The sequence below is a fragment of the Sphingomonas kyeonggiensis genome, assembly GCF_014204495.1.
GTDB classification, from domain to species: domain Bacteria; phylum Pseudomonadota; class Alphaproteobacteria; order Sphingomonadales; family Sphingomonadaceae; genus Sphingomonas; species Sphingomonas kyeonggiensis_A.
In genome coordinates this window covers 268,304-284,558 of record NZ_JACHLN010000004.1, presented here as the reverse complement: position 1 = coordinate 284,558, position 16,255 = coordinate 268,304, and the positions used below count along the sequence as shown (strand labels likewise).

The 16,255-nt window shown below is 66.3% G+C and carries 18 protein-coding genes; 14 read left to right on the top strand and 4 right to left on the bottom strand.

The genetic code is table 11. The features are described from left to right. The first annotated feature begins 127 nt into the window (after window positions 1-127). The 8 genes from HNP52_RS20380 to HNP52_RS20345 all read left to right on the top strand — a co-directional run bounded on the left by HNP52_RS20380 (window position 128) and on the right by HNP52_RS20345 (window position 7,149). Window positions 128-1,438 (top strand): pyruvate dehydrogenase complex dihydrolipoamide acetyltransferase, encoded by a 1,311-nt coding sequence (locus HNP52_RS20380; protein WP_184169935.1) that lies wholly within the window; start codon window positions 128-130, stop codon window positions 1,436-1,438. Between the two features lie 17 nt (window positions 1,439-1,455). Next, window positions 1,456-1,680, top strand: coding sequence for a hypothetical protein (locus HNP52_RS20375; RefSeq protein ID WP_184169932.1), 225 nt, complete (start codon window positions 1,456-1,458; stop codon window positions 1,678-1,680). After that, window positions 1,673-2,071, top strand: coding sequence for an acyl-CoA thioesterase (locus tag HNP52_RS20370; protein ID WP_184169929.1), 399 nt, complete (start codon window positions 1,673-1,675; stop codon window positions 2,069-2,071). Before HNP52_RS20375 ends, HNP52_RS20370 begins: the two co-directional genes overlap by 8 nt. Window positions 2,072-2,112: 41 nt before the next feature. Further along, window positions 2,113-3,510, top strand: a complete 1,398-nt coding sequence (gene lpdA, locus HNP52_RS20365) for a dihydrolipoyl dehydrogenase (RefSeq protein WP_184169926.1) — start codon at window positions 2,113-2,115, stop codon at window positions 3,508-3,510. Window positions 3,511-3,573: 63 nt separating this feature from the next. Further along, on the top strand, window positions 3,574-3,942 hold the full coding sequence (locus tag HNP52_RS20360) for a hypothetical protein (RefSeq protein WP_184169922.1): 369 nt from the start codon (window positions 3,574-3,576) through the stop codon (window positions 3,940-3,942). Between the two features lie 19 nt (window positions 3,943-3,961). Next, the gene (locus HNP52_RS20355; RefSeq protein WP_311768529.1) at window positions 3,962-5,365 is read left to right on the top strand and encodes a hypothetical protein; all 1,404 of its coding nucleotides are present in this window, start codon (window positions 3,962-3,964) and stop codon (window positions 5,363-5,365) included. A gap of 75 nt (window positions 5,366-5,440) precedes the next feature. Next, on the top strand, window positions 5,441-5,785 hold the full coding sequence (locus HNP52_RS20350) for a DUF3140 domain-containing protein (RefSeq protein WP_184169916.1): 345 nt from the start codon (window positions 5,441-5,443) through the stop codon (window positions 5,783-5,785). A 116-nt stretch (window positions 5,786-5,901) separates the two neighbouring features. After that, window positions 5,902-7,149 carry a dienelactone hydrolase family protein gene (locus HNP52_RS20345; RefSeq protein ID WP_184169913.1) on the top strand — a complete coding sequence of 416 codons (1,248 nt, stop codon included), beginning with the start codon at window positions 5,902-5,904 and terminating at the stop codon, window positions 7,147-7,149. An 80-nt stretch (window positions 7,150-7,229) separates the two neighbouring features. Here the strand turns inward: HNP52_RS20345 and HNP52_RS20340 are convergent, their stop codons facing one another. After that, window positions 7,230-7,685, bottom strand: a complete 456-nt coding sequence (locus HNP52_RS20340) for a GFA family protein (protein WP_184169910.1) — start codon at window positions 7,683-7,685, stop codon at window positions 7,230-7,232. Between the two features lie 101 nt (window positions 7,686-7,786). Here HNP52_RS20340 and HNP52_RS20335 point away from each other — a divergent pair, with 101 nt between their 5' ends. Further along, window positions 7,787-8,386 (top strand): DUF4142 domain-containing protein, encoded by a 600-nt coding sequence (locus HNP52_RS20335; RefSeq protein ID WP_184169908.1) that lies wholly within the window; start codon window positions 7,787-7,789, stop codon window positions 8,384-8,386. Window positions 8,387-8,449: 63 nt separating this feature from the next. Here the strand turns inward: HNP52_RS20335 and HNP52_RS20330 are convergent, their stop codons facing one another. Beyond that, entirely contained in the window at window positions 8,450-8,938 is a 489-nt protein-coding gene (locus HNP52_RS20330; RefSeq protein WP_184169905.1) for a polymer-forming cytoskeletal protein, read from the bottom strand. Between the two features lie 5 nt (window positions 8,939-8,943). After that, window positions 8,944-9,480, bottom strand: a complete 537-nt coding sequence (locus HNP52_RS20325; RefSeq protein ID WP_184169902.1) for a hypothetical protein — start codon at window positions 9,478-9,480, stop codon at window positions 8,944-8,946. A gap of 299 nt (window positions 9,481-9,779) precedes the next feature. Here HNP52_RS20325 and rpsL point away from each other — a divergent pair, with 299 nt between their 5' ends. The 4 genes from rpsL (at window position 9,780) to tuf (ending at window position 14,185) form a co-directional block, all read left to right on the top strand. Next, window positions 9,780-10,151, top strand: a complete 372-nt coding sequence (rpsL, locus tag HNP52_RS20320) for a 30S ribosomal protein S12 (protein ID WP_184169899.1) — start codon at window positions 9,780-9,782, stop codon at window positions 10,149-10,151. 63 nt (window positions 10,152-10,214) lie between these two features. Continuing rightward, complete coding sequence (gene rpsG, locus HNP52_RS20315; protein WP_184169897.1) at window positions 10,215-10,685, top strand: 30S ribosomal protein S7; 471 nt, start codon at window positions 10,215-10,217, stop codon at window positions 10,683-10,685. 101 nt (window positions 10,686-10,786) lie between these two features. Beyond that, window positions 10,787-12,880 carry an elongation factor G gene (gene fusA / locus HNP52_RS20310; RefSeq protein ID WP_184169894.1) on the top strand — a complete coding sequence of 698 codons (2,094 nt, stop codon included), beginning with the start codon at window positions 10,787-10,789 and terminating at the stop codon, window positions 12,878-12,880. A gap of 108 nt (window positions 12,881-12,988) precedes the next feature. Continuing rightward, the gene (tuf, locus tag HNP52_RS20305) at window positions 12,989-14,185 is read left to right on the top strand and encodes an elongation factor Tu (protein WP_184169891.1); all 1,197 of its coding nucleotides are present in this window, start codon (window positions 12,989-12,991) and stop codon (window positions 14,183-14,185) included. A 293-nt stretch (window positions 14,186-14,478) separates the two neighbouring features. On the opposite strand, the gene HNP52_RS20300 is transcribed toward tuf, so the two are convergent. Next, window positions 14,479-15,507, bottom strand: coding sequence for a substrate-binding domain-containing protein (locus HNP52_RS20300; protein WP_184169888.1), 1,029 nt, complete (start codon window positions 15,505-15,507; stop codon window positions 14,479-14,481). A 236-nt stretch (window positions 15,508-15,743) separates the two neighbouring features. Between HNP52_RS20300 and rpsJ the strand changes: the two genes are divergently transcribed. After that, the gene (rpsJ, locus tag HNP52_RS20295) at window positions 15,744-16,055 is read left to right on the top strand and encodes a 30S ribosomal protein S10 (protein WP_029936463.1); all 312 of its coding nucleotides are present in this window, start codon (window positions 15,744-15,746) and stop codon (window positions 16,053-16,055) included. Window positions 16,056-16,255 lie beyond the last annotated feature (200 nt).

Genomic DNA, 16,255 nt, shown 5'->3' with positions numbered 1-16,255 from the left:
ATGATCCTCTTGGTCGTGCGTTACGTGCCCCGTAGCGTCATTTCCTGCAAGCGCGTCTCTTGACCCGGGGCGGGGGCGGCGCAAAGAGGGCCCGAACCTGTTCAGGGCTCCAACGACGGGAACCTTCATGTCGATCGAAATCAAGATGCCTGCGCTTTCCCCCACCATGGAAGAGGGTACCCTCGCCAAGTGGCTCGTGAAGGAGGGCGATACGGTGAAGTCCGGCGACCTCATGGCCGAGATCGAGACCGACAAGGCCACCATGGAATTCGAAGCGGTGGACGAGGGCGTGATCGCCAAGATCCTCGTCGCCGAGGGCACCGACAATGTGAAGGTCGGCACCGTGATCGCGATCATCGCCGGTGAGGGCGAGGATGCCTCGACCGCCGCTGCTGCGCCGGCCCCGACTCCGGCGGCCGCACCGGCTCCGGCCGCTGCCGCCGCTCCGGCACCGACTCCGGCCCCAGCGCCCGCGCCGACTCCGGCACCCGCCCAGGCCCAGGCCGCTTCGGGCGACCGCGTGAAGGCAAGCCCGCTCGCCAAGCGCATCGCAGCCGAGAAGGGCGTTGATCTCGCCGGTGTCGCCGGCTCGGGTCCGAACGGCCGAATCGTCAAGGCGGACGTCGAGGGCGCCAAGCCCGGAGCCGCACCGGCTGCCGCTGCTCCGGCTGCTGCCGCCGCCCCCGCGGCTGCTCCGGCCGCCGCTGCCGCCCCGGCCGAGCACAAGCCGGTCTGGTGGGACGAATCGATCCCGCACGAGGCCGAGAAGCTCTCGAACATCCGCAAGACGATCGCGCGCCGCCTCACCGAGTCGAAGCAGACCGTCCCGCACATCTACCTCACCGTCGACATCCGACTCGACGCGCTGCTCAAGCTGCGCGGCGACCTCAACAAGGCGCTCGATGCCCGCGGCGTGAAGCTGTCGGTCAACGACCTGCTGATCAAGGCGCTCGGCGTGGCACTGGCCCAGGCGCCGAAGTGCAACGTCACCTACACCGGCGAGCAGCTGATCAAGTACAGCCGCGCGGACGTTTCGGTCGCGGTCTCGACTCCGACCGGCCTCATCACCCCGATCATCCGCGATGCGGCGAACAAGGCGGTCTCGGCGATCTCGCAGGAGATGAAGGACCTTGCCGGCCGTGCCCGTGAGGGCAAGCTGAAGCCGGAAGAATATCAGGGCGGCACCGCGTCGCTCTCGAACATGGGCATGTTCGGCATCAAGCAGTTCGAAGCGGTGATCAATCCGCCGCAGGGCATGATCATGGCGATCGGCGCGGGCGAGAAGCGTCCATACATCGTCGATGACGCGCTGGGCGTGGCCACCGTGATGTCGGCGACCGGCAGCTTCGATCACCGCGCCATCGACGGTGCCGACGGTGCCGAGATGATGAAGATCTTCAAGGAGCTGGTCGAGAATCCCTTCGGGATGATCGCCTGAACCGGAGGGCTGCGCCGATGCGCGTGCTGATCGAAGTGGTGCATATCGTGATCGGGCTGGTCGCAGCGGCGTTGATCTCCGCGGCGGCCGCCTGGTCCTATCCGCGCGCGACCGGGGATATCTGGCTGGTAGGCTATGCCTGCATGATCGCGGTGGTGCTGATGGGCATCGGCCCGGTGCGCAAGGCGTTCGCGGCCGACAAGGCGAAGCTGGCGGGCACGGAGCCGCGCGTCGATGGTTGAGCAGGGCGCTGAGCAGCCGAAGACCCAGCCGGCGATCCGCGTCAGCACCATGCCGGCCGACGCCAATGCCTATGGCGACATCTTCGGCGGCTGGCTGATGGGCCAGATGGACCTTGCCGCCGGCCTGGTCGCCGCGCGGCACTCCCGTGGCCGGGCGGTGACCGTCGCGGTCGAGGGCATGAAGTTCCACGCGCCGGTGTCGGTGGGCGACGAAGTCTCGGTCTATGCCGAGATCGTCAAGGTCGGCCGCACCTCGATGACGATCGAAGTCCAGTCCTGGCGCCGTGCCCGGCATTCGGAAGAGAGCTGCCTGGTCACCCAGGCGCAGTTCGTCTTCGTCGCGGTGGACGCGAACAAGCGGCCCCGGCCGCTCGATGAAAATGCGGGCTGAGGCCCCTATATCCACACAAACCCAATTGAAGGATTCCTCCCTTGGCTGACACCTATGACGTGATCGTGCTCGGTTCGGGCCCCGGCGGTTATGTGGCGGCGATCCGCGCCGCGCAGCTGGGCCTCAAGACGGCGATCGTCGAGCGCGAGCTGCTGGGCGGCATCTGCCTCAACTGGGGCTGCATCCCCACCAAGGCGCTGCTCCGCTCGTCCGAGATCTTCCATTACATGCAGCACGCCAAGGATTACGGGCTGGTTGCCGAGAAGATCAGCGCCGACCTGGAAGCCGTGGTCAAGCGCTCGCGCGGCGTCGCCAAGCAGCTCAACCAGGGCGTCACGCACCTGATGAAGAAGAACAAGATCGCGGTGCACTTCGGCACCGGCGTGCTGACCGCGCCGGGCAAGCTGACCGTGACCGCCGAGGACGGCAAGAAGACCGATATCGAGGCGAAGAACATCATCGTCGCGACCGGCGCCCGCGCCCGCGACCTGCCCTTCGCCAAGGCCGACGGCAAGCGCATCTGGACGTACCGCACGGCGATGACCCCGCCGGAGATGCCGACCAAGCTGCTCGTCATCGGCTCGGGCGCGATCGGCGTCGAGTTCGCCAGCTTCTACAACGACATGGGCGCCAAGGTGACCATCGTCGAGATGCTCGACCGGATCGTGCCGGTGGAGGACAAGGACGTCTCCGCGCATCTCGAGAAGCAGTTCAAGAAGCAGGGCATGGACATCCGCACCGCGACCGGCGTCGAGAAGATCGACGTGACCGGCACGGGCGTGAAGGCCTCGATCAAGGGCAAGGACGGCAAGGTCACCGTCGAGGAGTTCAGCCACGTCATCGTCGCGGTCGGCATCGTGCCGAACACCGAGAATATCGGCCTCGAGACGCTGGGCGTGAAGACCGAGCGCGGCCACATCATCACCGACGCGGCGTGCAAGACCAATGTGCCCGGCCTCTATGCTATCGGCGACGTCACCGCGCCGCCGTTTCTCGCGCACAAGGCGAGCCATGAGGGCGTGATCGCGGTCGAGGCGATCGCCGGCAAGCATCCGCACGCGATGGACGTCCGCAACATCCCGGGCTGCACTTATTGCCACCCGCAGATCGCGTCGGTCGGCCTCACCGAGGCCAAGGCCAAGGAAGCCGGTTATGAAGTGAAGGTCGGCAACTTCCCCTTCATCGGCAACGGCAAGGCGATTGCGCTCGGCGAGGCCGAGGGCTTTGTGAAGACCGTGTTCGACGCCAAGACCGGCGAGCTGCTCGGTGCCCATATGATCGGCGCGGAAGTGACCGAGATGATCCAGGGCTACACCATCGGCAAGACGCTCGAGACCACCGAGGCCGAGCTGATGGAAACGGTGTTCCCGCACCCGACGATCAGCGAGACGATGCACGAGGCCGTGCTCGGCGCCTACGGCCGCGCGCTCCACATCTAAGGGGTCTTCACCCTTTGTTGCCGATCTCCTGCCATGTTCCGCGGAACTGGTGGGAGATTCGGCGTGCGCATGTTCAAGCTGGTCCTGTCGCTGCTGCCGCTCGTCTATATCGGCGGGCTGCTCTTCTATTTCACCGGCTTCAGCGGCTGGAACGAGGGGCCGCTGGCATCGGGGCTGGGGCCGACCGTGCTCGGGCTCGGCGCGATCGGGCTGCTGTTCTGCATCCCGCTGATCTTCCGCCTGCTCAAGCTGGCCATCACGCCGCGTGGCCCCACGCCGGGCAAGGGCATCGATCTGCCCGAGGAGACTGCCTTCGACGCGGACGCCGCGCTCGCCCGCTATCTGGCCCGCAAGGCTGCGGGGCAGGGCAGCGCCGAGATCCCGGACGCCGAGGATGCGCCGCGCCCGGTATTCGGCCGCAAGATCAGCTAGGAGCGCTGGTTTGACGCGCGTGTCGCCCGCGATCCGGGCGGCGCTCGCCGCGTTTTTCCTCTGCCTCGCCATGCTCGCTCTGTTCTGGCCGGGCGTCGCGATGTTCGACAGCCTCAACCAGTATCAGCAGCTCCTTTCGGGCAGCTATGACGACTGGCACCCGCCGGCGATGGCCCGGCTCTGGTCGCTGTTCCATGGCCTGGGCTGGACTGGCCAGGCGCCGATGTTCCTGCTGCAGGTGCTGCTCTACTGGGCCGGGCTCGGGCTCATCGCCGCGGCACTGGCGCGCCAGGGCGCGCGGATCGCCGCAGCCGGGGTGCTGCTGCTCGGCATCTGGCCGCCGATCGCGGGCTGGCAGGTCGCGGTGCTCAAGGACGGCCAGATGGCGGGGGCGCTGCTCGCCGCGGTGGGGATCGCCTGCTGGTGGCGGCTGCGGGATCGGCCGCTGCCGCGCTGGGCGACGACGCTGGTCGTATTGCTCCTGCTCTACGCCACGCTGGTGCGGATCAACGCGGTGTTTGCCACGGTGCCGCTGGCCTTCGGGCTGCTGGGTAGCGGCGCGTGGCGGCCGGTGCGGCACGGCGCGCTGATGCTTGCCGCCATGATCGCGGTGCTGGTCGCGATGCCGGTGGTCAATCACGGCCTGCTGCGCGCGCATCCCAGCGATGTCGGGCGTTCGCTACCGATCTATGACCTGGCGGGCATCGCCCATCATGCCGGCGTCGGGTCGGTGCCGGTGCTGCCGGCATCGACATGGCGGAAGGCGGAGACCCAAGACTGCATCCGGCCGCTGCTCTGGGATCCGCTGGGCGACCGCTGCGATTTCGTTGCGGACGGGCTCGCCCATGCCGCGCCCGGCGGCGAGCTGACTGGCGTCTGGGTCGGCGCGATCGCCCATCACCCGCTGGCCTATGCCGCGCACCGGGCGGCGCATTGGAACGCGACGATGCGCTGGCTGGTGCCGTGGCGCTATCCGCTTGCCGAGCCGCAGGCGGGCAGCGAGCCGAACACGCTGGGCCTTGGTTCGCCGTCGCCGCGGATCGAGCCCTTCCAGCGGCTGGCGGGGGTGCTGGCCGAAAGCCCGCTCGGCGCGCCGATCCTCTGGCTGGCGGGGGCGCTGGCAGTGGTCGCGCTTGCCTGGCGCCGCGACGATGCGCGCGGCCGGCTGGGAGTGACGCTGGCGCTGTCCGCGGTGCTGACCGAGCTCGCCTTCCTGGTGATCAGCGTCGCGGCCGATTATCGCTATCACCTCTGGGCGATGCTCGCGACCGGGCTGGCGATCGCGCTGGTGGCGGGTGCCGGGCTGCCCCGGCGCGGGCTGGGCCTTGCGCTGGCTGCGCTGCTGCTGGTCGGCGGAAGCGGGCTTGCGGCGCGGCTTCTGCTGCCGCCGGTCGGCGAAACTTACACCGATGCGGCTGGATAAAATCCCCGCCCGAGGAAACTCCGCGATAGGGCTAACCGTTACGCATGGGTAACATGACGATAACGGAGAAGCGGGTTGGCAGAACGCGACGACCACGAGACAGTGTGGCGCAAATTCCATGAAGTGGTGAACATGGCCCCGGCCGAGATAGAGGAATGGCTCGAGACAGCGGAGAGTCGAAAGGTTGGTCAGAAGCGCGATGGCGCGGAGAGCATCGGCCATGCTTCGGGGCGGCGCATCGTCGGCATCCTGCGGACCGACAAGGAAGACCTCGACGGCGGCGACTATGCCCATATGCGCAAGGTGATCGGCTTCGTCGCCCGCCACCGCGCCCAGGGCCCGCATGAGGATTATCGCATCCCTACCTCGCGCTGGCGCTATTCGCTGATGAACTGGGGGCACGACCCCATGAAGGAATAGGCCCATGAAGGAATAGGCCGATCGAGCAATAGGGGCCGCGCAAGTTACGTGCTTTGGTACTAACGTGGTCATATTTATGGTATAGACATGTGCTGTCCCGCGATTAGGGTGGCGGCATGTCCAGCATCGCGATCCGCATCCTCCTCGCCGCCACTGCGCTGACCCCGGCGCTCGTTGTTCCCATGGTGCCGGTCGTGGCGCGCAATGCCCCTGCGGCGGCGCCGGTCGCAGGCATCGAGGCCTGGCTGGCGAAGCCGGAAGCCGAGCGCTCGCTGAACGATCCGGCGCTGGCCCGTCCGCTGAACCGCGCCGATGCCGATCGCGCGCTCGCCCTGCTGGGCGCCGAGCGCATGCGCGCCGTTGCGGCCAGCGCCGCCGAAGCAGTTGCCGCCAAGCAGATCACCCTCGGCGACAAGACGCTGAAATGGGAAAGCAAGACCTTCGGCGATGCCGCGCCGGGCAAGCGCAGCCTGTGGATCTCGATGCATGGCGGCGGCAATGCCGAGCCGGCGGTGAACGACCAGCAATGGCGCAACCAGATCCGCCTCTATGAGCCGGCCGAGGGCATCTATCTTGCCCCGCGCGCGCCGACCGATACCTGGAACCTCTGGCATGAGGGGCATATCGACCCGCTGTTCCAGCAACTGATCGACGCGCAGGTCGCGATCAACGGCGTCGATCCCAACCGCGTCTATCTGATGGGCTATTCGGCGGGCGGCGACGGCGTGTGGCAGCTCGCCCCGCGCATGGCGGACCGCTTCGCCGCCGCCGCGATGATGGCGGGCCACCCGAACGAATCCTCGGTGCTCGGCCTGCGCAACCTGCCCTTCGCGATCTTCATGGGTGGCGCGGATGCCGCCTATGACCGCAACAAGATCGCAGCCGACAAGACCGCCGAGCTCGACCGGCTGCATGCCGCCGATCCGGCCGGCTATGTCCATATGTCGCGCATCTACCCGGGGCTGCCGCACTGGATGAACCGCAAGGATGCCGAGGCGCTGCCCTGGATGGCCGGCTTCACCCGCGATCCCTGGCCCAAGCGCATCGTCTGGCTGCAGGACGATGTGACCCACGACCGCTTCTACTGGCTGCACATCCCAGACGCGGCGGCGGCCAAGGCCGGCGACACGATCACTGCATCGGTGGAAGGCCAGACGATCACCCTGACCGGCGCGGTGCCGGCGGGGACGACGCTGCGCCTGTCCGACCATCTGCTCAACCTCGATCGCCCGGTGAAGGTGATCGTCAACGGCCGCACCGCCTATTCGGGCAAGGTCGCGCGGACCGGGCTGGCGATCGAGCAATCGCTGCGGGAGCGGGCGGATCTGCCCTCGGCGGCGACGGCGATGCTCAAGCTGGGGTGAGGCCCGACTTGGGGCCGCAGTTGATGTGGCTGCGCCCCGGCGAAAGCCGGGGAGCTACAAGGGCTGATATGGCGCGAGCGCTACAGCCCAGCCGCATACTCCTTCGTCAGGGCGTCCCAGTCGTTCCAGTCCGGATTGCCCGGATAGCTGCGCGCTGCGCCGGTCTCGACCCAGGGGAGCTTCTCGTCGGTCCAGGTCTCGAGGAAGGGGCGGGCCTCGTCCGGCATGTCGAGCATCGTCGTGCGGACATTGACGAACCAGTCGACGCCCTCGGCGCGGGTGAACACCCAGCTCTTGCAATGGTCGCAGTGGAAGTGATGCGCGACCGGGCCGTGCAGGCCGCCGATCACCGGCGTGCCCTGCGTCACTTCGAAGGCGTCCGCCGGCACGGTCAGGGTGAGCGAGAAGGCGCTGCCGGTCATCTTCTGGCAGCCGGTGCAATGGCAGGCGCTGGTGAGGAAGGGGGCGCCACTCACCCGGAAGCGCAACTGGCCGCAACGGCATCCGCCCTCATGCGCCCGGGTCCAGTCGGTCATTCCCCTGCTCCTGTCTCGATTCGCCGCATCGCGAAGCCCTAGCCGGAACGGCGCCCTCAGGCCCGCGTTACTTTCCTCCAAAAGAACAGGAGGATGCCTGCATGAACAGATACTTCTTCGCGCTCGGCCTGGGGCCGGCATTCGCGTTGGGCGCCTGTGGCGGCAGCGAACCGGTGACTACGGTGGACAATATCGTCGCCACCGACACGATCATTCCCGAGAACAGCATCGATGCCAATGCCGCGACGGGCACGCTCAACGAGGCAAGCGGCGCTGCGGTGATGACCGGCCAGACCTTCGCCGACACCGCCGGCGCAAGCGATGCCTATGAGGTCGCGGCGGGCAAGCTCGCCGCGCAGAAGGCGAGCACACGGGCGCTCAAGGATTTCGGCGGGATGATGGTCACCGCCCACACCGGCTCCACCGCCAAGCTCAAGGCCGCCGGGGCGAAGGCGGCGCCGGCGATCGTGCCGAACGCCGCGCTCAGCACCGAGCAGGAAGCCAATCTCGCCACGCTGCGCGACACCACCGGCGCGGATTTCGACACTGCCTACAAGGCGCAGCAGGTCGTCGCGCACGAGAAGACGCTGGCGGTGGTGCAGGATTATGCGAAGAACGGCACGGTGCCGCAGCTCAAGGTCTTCGCCGCCGAGATCGCGCCGGTCGTCCAGCAGCATCTCGACAAGATACGCGGGCTCTAGAACGCATAAGGGGCGTGCTTCCCCGGGAAGCACGCCCCTTATGTCTCGCGAAAGCCTACAGGCTTATTCGTTCGCCGCCGCCGCGAAGGGCGAGGGCGCTGCCTCGACCGGGCGCGGGCCCGCCGGCGCTGCCGGAGCGGCTGCCTGGACGGTGCTCATATGCTTCAGGCGACCGTCGATATGGCCGCCATTCTCGATGGTGATGTTCTCATATTCGACATCGCCGGTGATCTTGGCCGAGCGCTCGATGGTGAGCTGGCGCACGCGCACCGTGCCTTCGATCGCGCCGGCAAGGCGAGCGGTCTCGGCGGTGACGTTGCCGAAGATCTGGCTCTCGGCGCCCTGGGCCAGGCTGCCGCAATGGACATCGCCCTCGATGCGGCCGTCGATATGCAGGTCGGCGGTGGCGGAGACATTGCCGGTCACCGTCACGTCCGGTCCGATCACCGAGAACATGCCGCGCTTGCCGTTTCCGCTGCTCTGCTGCGGCGGGGCCGGCGGCATTGCCGGACGCTCATCCCGATCGCGACCACGATTATTGCTGTTGAACATCCACGCTACTCCCCAAATTCGGAACCCGAATCCCTTGGGATACCTCTAGCATAACGCAGGGAAGCCGACATCGGCCAAAAGCGGGGCCGGAAACCGGGCGAGCGTTCCAGAGAGGGATTGTCGTTGGCGGCCGGGCAACGGGCCCGGCAAAGCCACGCTGCGCCGAGCATCGTTACGCCGGCGATCAGGTGCGGGATGGGGCCCGCACCCAGTGCCGCGAGCGTACCGATGAGTGCCAGGGGTGCGGCGAATCGCTCGCGGGGCAGCAATGCGAAGCCGAGCGCGGCGGGCACCAGCAGCGCGGCGGCGCCAACCTGCGGCAGCAGGACCAGCGGTACCAGCGTGGCGGGAAGGGCGGCCCTGGCCGGCGCGCCCGGGGGCAGGGCGGTCAGCTGCGCCAGATGCCAGGCGAGGAACCCGGTTCCCCCGGTGATCGCCAGCCCGAACAGCTCCCAAGAAAGCAGCGAAGCGGGGCCCGACAGCGCCGGCCCGACCCCGCCGAGCAGCAGAGTCGCGATCAGCGCGGCAAGAGCCGCCGCCAAGGGGTTGAATCGGGGTGCGTAACGAACCATCTCCAGCGCTCTAGCCCGGCACTGGTTGACGCTCTGTTATCCTGCCGGCCGACTCAGTTGACCGCCAAGCCCCCCATCGCTATAGGCGCCCCCGTTCCGCGAGGGACCGGTACGTCCGGTCGTGATTCCTTGCGGGGCAAGAGCTGAACGTTGCTGGAGACGCAATGGCCCGGGGGGTCAAGGACACCCGGGGCCTTTTCGTATTTCTCATACCAGGGTTCCAGCAAAGTAACCGCCGGCCTAGCCGGTAACATAAGGTGAAGGGCTTCATGCCGACGATTAACCAGCTGGTCCGCAAGGGCCGCGAACTGCAGAAGACCAAGTCGAAGGTCCCTGCGATGGAGCAGAACCCGCAGAAGCGCGGCGTTTGCACCCGTGTCTACACCACGACCCCGAAGAAGCCGAACTCGGCACTCCGCAAGGTTGCGAAGGTCCGCCTGACCAACCAGCGCGAAGTCATCAGCTACATCCCGGGCGAAGGTCACAACCTTCAGGAGCACTCGGTTGTGCTGATCCGCGGCGGCCGTGTGCGCGACCTTCCCGGCGTGCGCTACCACGTGCTGCGCGGCGTTCTCGATACCCAGGGTGTCAAGGACCGCAAGCAGTCGCGTTCGAAGTACGGCGCCAAGCGTCCCAAGTAATCACAGCCATAGTAAGCCCCGGACAGGTTCCGGATCGGCTGAAGTTTTAGAAGGAAATTCAAGATGGCTCGTCGTCGTCGCCCAGAGAAGCGCGAAATCCTGCCGGATCCCAAGTTCGGTGATATCGTTCTCTCGAAGTTCATGAACTCGGTCATGCTGGACGGTAAGAAGTCCGTTGCCGAGGGCATCGTCTATTCGGCCCTGGAAACCGTCGAGACTCGCGCCAAGCGCGATCCGATCGGCGTGTTCCATGACGCGCTGAACAACATCAAGCCGGGCATCGAAGTCCGCAGCCGCCGCGTCGGCGGTGCGACCTACCAGGTCCCGGTCGAGGTTCGTCCGGAGCGTGCGCAGGCGCTCGCGATCCGCTGGCTGATCACCTCGGCCCGCAATCGCAGCGAGAACACCATGTCGGCACGCCTTTCGGGCGAGCTGCTGGACGCCTCGAACAACCGCGGCAACGCGGTGAAGAAGCGTGAAGACACCCACCGTATGGCCGAGGCGAACCGCGCCTTCAGCCACTACCGCTGGTAAGTCTTTCTCCAGCGCCGGCACGTCTGGCGCTGGAAATTTTCGTTCCTACATATCGGGGAGCTGGATCGTCCGGCTCCCCACATCCTTAAGGAAACCAGGTCATGGCCCGCAGCCATCCGCTCGAGCGTTACCGCAATATCGGCATCATGGCGCACATCGACGCCGGCAAGACGACGACGACCGAGCGCATCCTCTACTACACCGGCAAGTCCTACAAGATCGGCGAAGTGCACGAAGGCACCGCGACGATGGACTGGATGGAGCAGGAGCAGGAGCGTGGCATCACGATCACCTCGGCTGCGACCACCTGCAAGTGGCGCGCGGAAGAGGGCAAGGGTGAAGAGCACCTGATCAACATCATCGACACCCCGGGCCACGTCGACTTCACCATCGAAGTCGAGCGTTCGCTCCGCGTGCTCGACGGTGCCGTGGCGTGCTTCGACGGCGTTGCCGGCGTTGAGCCGCAGTCGGAAACCGTGTGGCGCCAGGCCGACAAGTACGGCGTGCCGCGCATGTGCTTCGTCAACAAGCTCGATCGCACCGGTGCGAACTTTTATTTCTGCGTCGACTCGATCGTCGAGCGCCTGGGTGCGCGTCCGGCCGTGCTGTATCTGCCGATCGGCATCGAGGGCGGCTTCAAGGGCCTGGTGGACCTGGTCGAGAACCGCGCGATCATCTGGCTCGAAGAGAGCCTGGGCGCGAAGTTCGAATATCAGGACATCCCCGATGACCTGAAGGAAAAGGCCGCCAAGTATCGCAGCGACCTGATCGAGATGGCCGTCGAGCAGGACGACGCCCTGATGGAAGCGTATCTCGAAGGCAACGAGCCTTCGATCGCCGACCTGAAGAAGCTGATCCGCAAGGGTACGCTTGCCATGTCGTTCGTGCCGATCGTCTGCGGTTCGGCGTTCAAGAACAAGGGCGTGCAGCCCCTGCTCGACGCCGTTGTCGACTATCTGCCTTCGCCGCTGGACATTCCCGACGTGCAGGGCGTGAAGCTCGACGGCGAGACCCCGGATTCGCGTCCGGCCTCGGACACCGCGCCGCTGTCGCTGCTCGCTTTCAAGATCATGAACGATCCGTTCGTCGGCTCGCTCACCTTCGCCCGCATCTACTCGGGCACCCTCACCAAGGGTCAGTATCTGAACTCGGTGAAGGACAAGAAGGAGAAGATCGGCCGTATGCTCCTGATGCACGCGAACTCGCGTGAGGACATCGATGAAGCACGCGCTGGCGACATCGTCGCGATCGCGGGCCTCAAGGAGACCACGACCGGCGATACGCTGTGCGACACCGCGAACCCGATCATCCTGGAGCGCATGGAGTTCCCGGAGCCGGTTATCGAGCTGTCGGTGGAGCCGAAGACCAAGGCCGACCAGGAGAAGATGGGCCTCGCCCTGAACCGTCTGGCCGCCGAGGATCCCTCGTTCCGCGTTTCGACCGACCACGAGTCGGGCCAGACCATCATCAAGGGCATGGGCGAGCTCCATCTCGAGATCCTGGTCGACCGCATGAAGCGCGAGTTCAAGGTCGAGGCGAATGTCGGCGCACCGCAGGTGGCGTATCGCGAGTATCTCGCGAAGCCGGTGGACATCGACTACACGCACAAGAAGCAGTCGGGCGGCACCGGTCAGTTCGGCCGCGTCAAGGTCAAGCTGACTCCGGGCGAGCGCGGTTCGGGCTTCGTCTTCAAGGACGAAGTCAAGGGCGGCAACATCCCGAAGGAGTACATCCCGGCGATCGAGAAGGGCTTCCGCGAGACCGCCGAGACGGGTTCGCTGGTCGGCTTCCCGATCATCGACTTCGAAGTGCTGCTCTATGACGGTGCGTACCACGACGTCGACTCGTCGGCGCTGGCCTTCGAAATCACCGCCCGCGCCGCAATGCGCGAAGCGGCCCAGAAGTCCGGCATCAAGCTGCTCGAGCCGGTGATGAAGGTGGAAGTCGTGACCCCCGAGGACTATCTCGGCGACGTCATCGGCGACATCAACAGCCGCCGTGGTCAGATCCAGGGCACCGACAGCCGCGGCAACGCGCAGACGGTCGATGCCATGGTGCCGCTGGCGAACATGTTCGGCTATGTGAACCAGCTCCGCTCGTTCACCCAGGGTCGTGCGCAGTACTCGATGCAGTTCTCGCACTATGACGAAGTGCCGCCGAACGTCGCCGACGAAGTGAAGGCGAAGCTGGCGTAACACGCTTCGCCCCCTCGGGCTGGCGTAAACTAAAAACAGCCGCTATGGGGCCGCCTTCCGGCGAATCCCCTGGCGGCGCGGAATCAGAGATCAGAAGGTAGGAAAACAATGGCGAAGGCAAAGTTTGAGCGGAACAAGCCGCACCTCAACATCGGCACCATCGGTCACGTCGACCACGGCAAGACCTCGCTGACGGCCGCTATCACCAAGATTCTGGCAGAGAACGTTGCGGGTAACGCCGCCGTCGACTTCGCCAACATCGACAAGGCTCCGGAAGAGCGCGAGCGCGGCATCACCATCTCGACCGCGCACGTCGAGTACGAGACCGACAAGCGTCACTATGCGCACGTCGACTGCCCGGGCCACGCCGACTATGTGAAGAACATGATCACCGGCGCTGCCCAGATGGACGGCGCGATCCTCGTGGTCGCCGCCACCGACGGCCCGATGCCGCAGACCAAGGAGCACATCCTGCTCGCTCGCCAGGTCGGCGTGCCGACCATGGTCGTCTTCCTGAACAAGGTCGACCTGGTCGAGGACGAGGAAATCCTCGAGCTCGTCGAGATGGAAATCCGCGAAGAGCTGTCGCGTCGTGAGTTCGACGGCGACAACATTCCGATCATCCGTGGTTCGGCTACCGCCGCGCTGAACGGCACCGACGAGAAGCTCGGCAAGGAAGCGATCCTCGCTCTCATGGCCGCTGTCGACGAGTCGATCCCGCAGCCGGAGCGTCCGGTTGATCAGCCGTTCATGATGCCGATCGAAGACGTGTTCTCGATCTCGGGTCGCGGCACCGTGGTGACCGGCCGCGTCGAGACCGGCATCGTCAAGGTTGGTGAGGAAGTCGAGATCGTCGGCATCCAGGAGTCGGTCCGCAAGACCACCGTCACCGGCGTGGAAATGTTCCGCAAGCTGCTCGACGAAGGTCGTGCAGGCGACAACATCGGCGCGCTGATCCGCGGCGTCGGCCGTGACGAAGTCGAGCGTGGCCAGGTTCTGGCCAAGCCGGGTTCGATCAAGCCGCACACCGACTTCAAGTCGGAAGTGTACGTGCTGTCGAAGGATGAAGGTGGCCGTCACACGCCGTTCTTCGCCAACTATCGTCCGCAGTTCTACTTCCGTACCACGGACGTGACCGGCACGATCGAGCTGCCGGAAGGCACCGAGATGGTGATGCCGGGCGACAACGTTGCTCTCGGCATCAAGCTGATCGCTCCGATCGCTATGGACGTCGGCCAGCGCTTCACGATCCGCGAAGGCGGCCGCACCGTGGGTGCAGGCGTCGTTGCCGAGATCCAGAAGTAAGCTTCACCCTTTAGGGTAGAGTTCGAAGGGCCCGGTCTCCGAAAGGAGGCCGGGCCTTTTCGTTTGGGTGTCGTGCGGGGCGGTGGGCCGGTAGGTGGTGCGGCCTGCAGATCGTATCGACAGTCTGGGTGGACTGCTGAGTTAGCAGTTCCCCGGCGAAAGCCGGGGCCTAGGGTTTCTCTGCCGTGTCGCTTGTTGCCCTGGACCCCGGCTTTCGCCGGGGAACTGCAGGGCCCGGAGTGCTGGCGTCACCCTCACCCCTGCGGGATGACGCCAGGGGCGCCGCGTCAGCTTCAGGACAGCTCGCTAGCCTCGAGCGGATACTCGTTCTCCAGCGCTTCGGCTGCCTTCTTGCGCGTGCCGTCCGGCAGGGCGACCAGGCCGATCGCGGTCAGCGGGCCGCCCGGCGCCGCCATCTCCAGGTAGAGCTTCAGGAAGTCCTTGAGCGCCGGCAGTTCCTTGAGGCGCGCCTTGCGGACATAGAGGAACAGCGTGCGGGCGCCGGGATACTGGCCGCCGGAGATGGTCTTGGCGTCCGGCGCGATCCCGTCGATCGGCACCCCGCGCAGCGCGGCGGCGTTCTGCTCCAGCCGGGCATAGCCGAACAGGCCGAGCGCATTGGGGTTCTGCTTCAGCGCCGAGACGATCTCGGCGTCGTCCTCGCCCTTCTCGACATAGGCGCCGTCGGTGCGCACGCGCTGGCAGGCGACGTCGAACTGCGAGGGGTCGGGGCTTTTCAGCAGCTCGCTCGCCTGGGGCATCGCCGCCAGGCAACCGACGCGCAGGATCAATGCCTCGAACATCTCGCGCGTGCCGCTGCCCTTGGGGTGGCCCAGCACCAGGATCGGGATGGCGGGCAGCCTGGCATTCACATCGTGCCAGGTCTTGGCGGTATTGGGCTTGCCGCGCGGATTGGCCGCGAGCGCCAGATAGATGTCCTGGCTGGTCAGCTCCAGCTTCGGTCCCTGCACCGATCCGGCCAGCGCGAGGCCGTCGAGGCCGATCCGGATCTCGAGGATGTCGCCGGCGCCGGCAGCGTTGCAGGCATTGAACTCGACGCGGGTCATGCGGCGCGACGCGTCGAGCAGGTCGGGCGCCTTGCCGTTCACCGGCTTGCAGAAGGCCCGGGCGCCCTCGCCGGTGCCGACCGCGGCGATCTCCGGCATCGGCTGCTTCTTGTCCTTCTTGACGAACGCCTCGCCGACGGCCTTGGTGAACGGGAATACGGTGGCGGAGCCGGTAGCGGTGATCGCCGATGGGCTGGTGTTGCACGAAGCGAGCAGCAGGGCTGCCAGCGTGACGGCAGAGGTTCTCCTAAGCATCTCTTTCCCCTACGACACAAAGGCGCAGGGCACGCGCGCCCATCCGGGCTTGTTGCCGAGCTGCGTTACCGGGGCATGACGCGTGCCTGGCCTGCGAGGGGAGGGCAGGGCGGGCGATCAAAATCCGCGGCGCCCCTTGACCCGAATCGCCTCTGCCTGTAGGGGCCGCGCCTTCGGTTCACACATACAGCAAGAGCCCCGTTCAGCGGGGCCCGCTCTTTCGCATTGGTAGGGACATGGAAACGCAGAATATCCGTATTCGCCTGAAGGCGTTCGATCATCGAGTGCTCGACCAGGCGACCGGCGACATCGCCGACACTGCCCGCCGTACCGGCGCTCTCATCCGTGGCCCGATCCCGCTTCCGACGAAGATCGAGAAGTTCACGGTCAACCGTGGCCCGCACATCGACAAGAAGTCGCGCGAGCAGTTCGAAGTGCGCACCTACAAGCGCATGCTCGACATCGTGCAGCCGACCCCGCAGACCGTGGACGCGCTGATGAAGCTCGACCTCGCCGCCGGCGTCGACGTCGAGATCAAGCTGGCCTGAGCCAGTCAGGGACCCCTGCGAAAGCGGGGGTCTTTTCACATCCTGCCGCATCCTTCGCAGGAATGCAGGTGAGGGGGTGGACAGGGAAGCGCTGCTGACGTAAAGGCGCGCCTCCACACGAGATTCGCGATTCCCCTGAGGGGGATTCGCCAGGTTCCTCCACCGGGTCGATCTGATCCAACGCAAGGAACCGGAGGGCG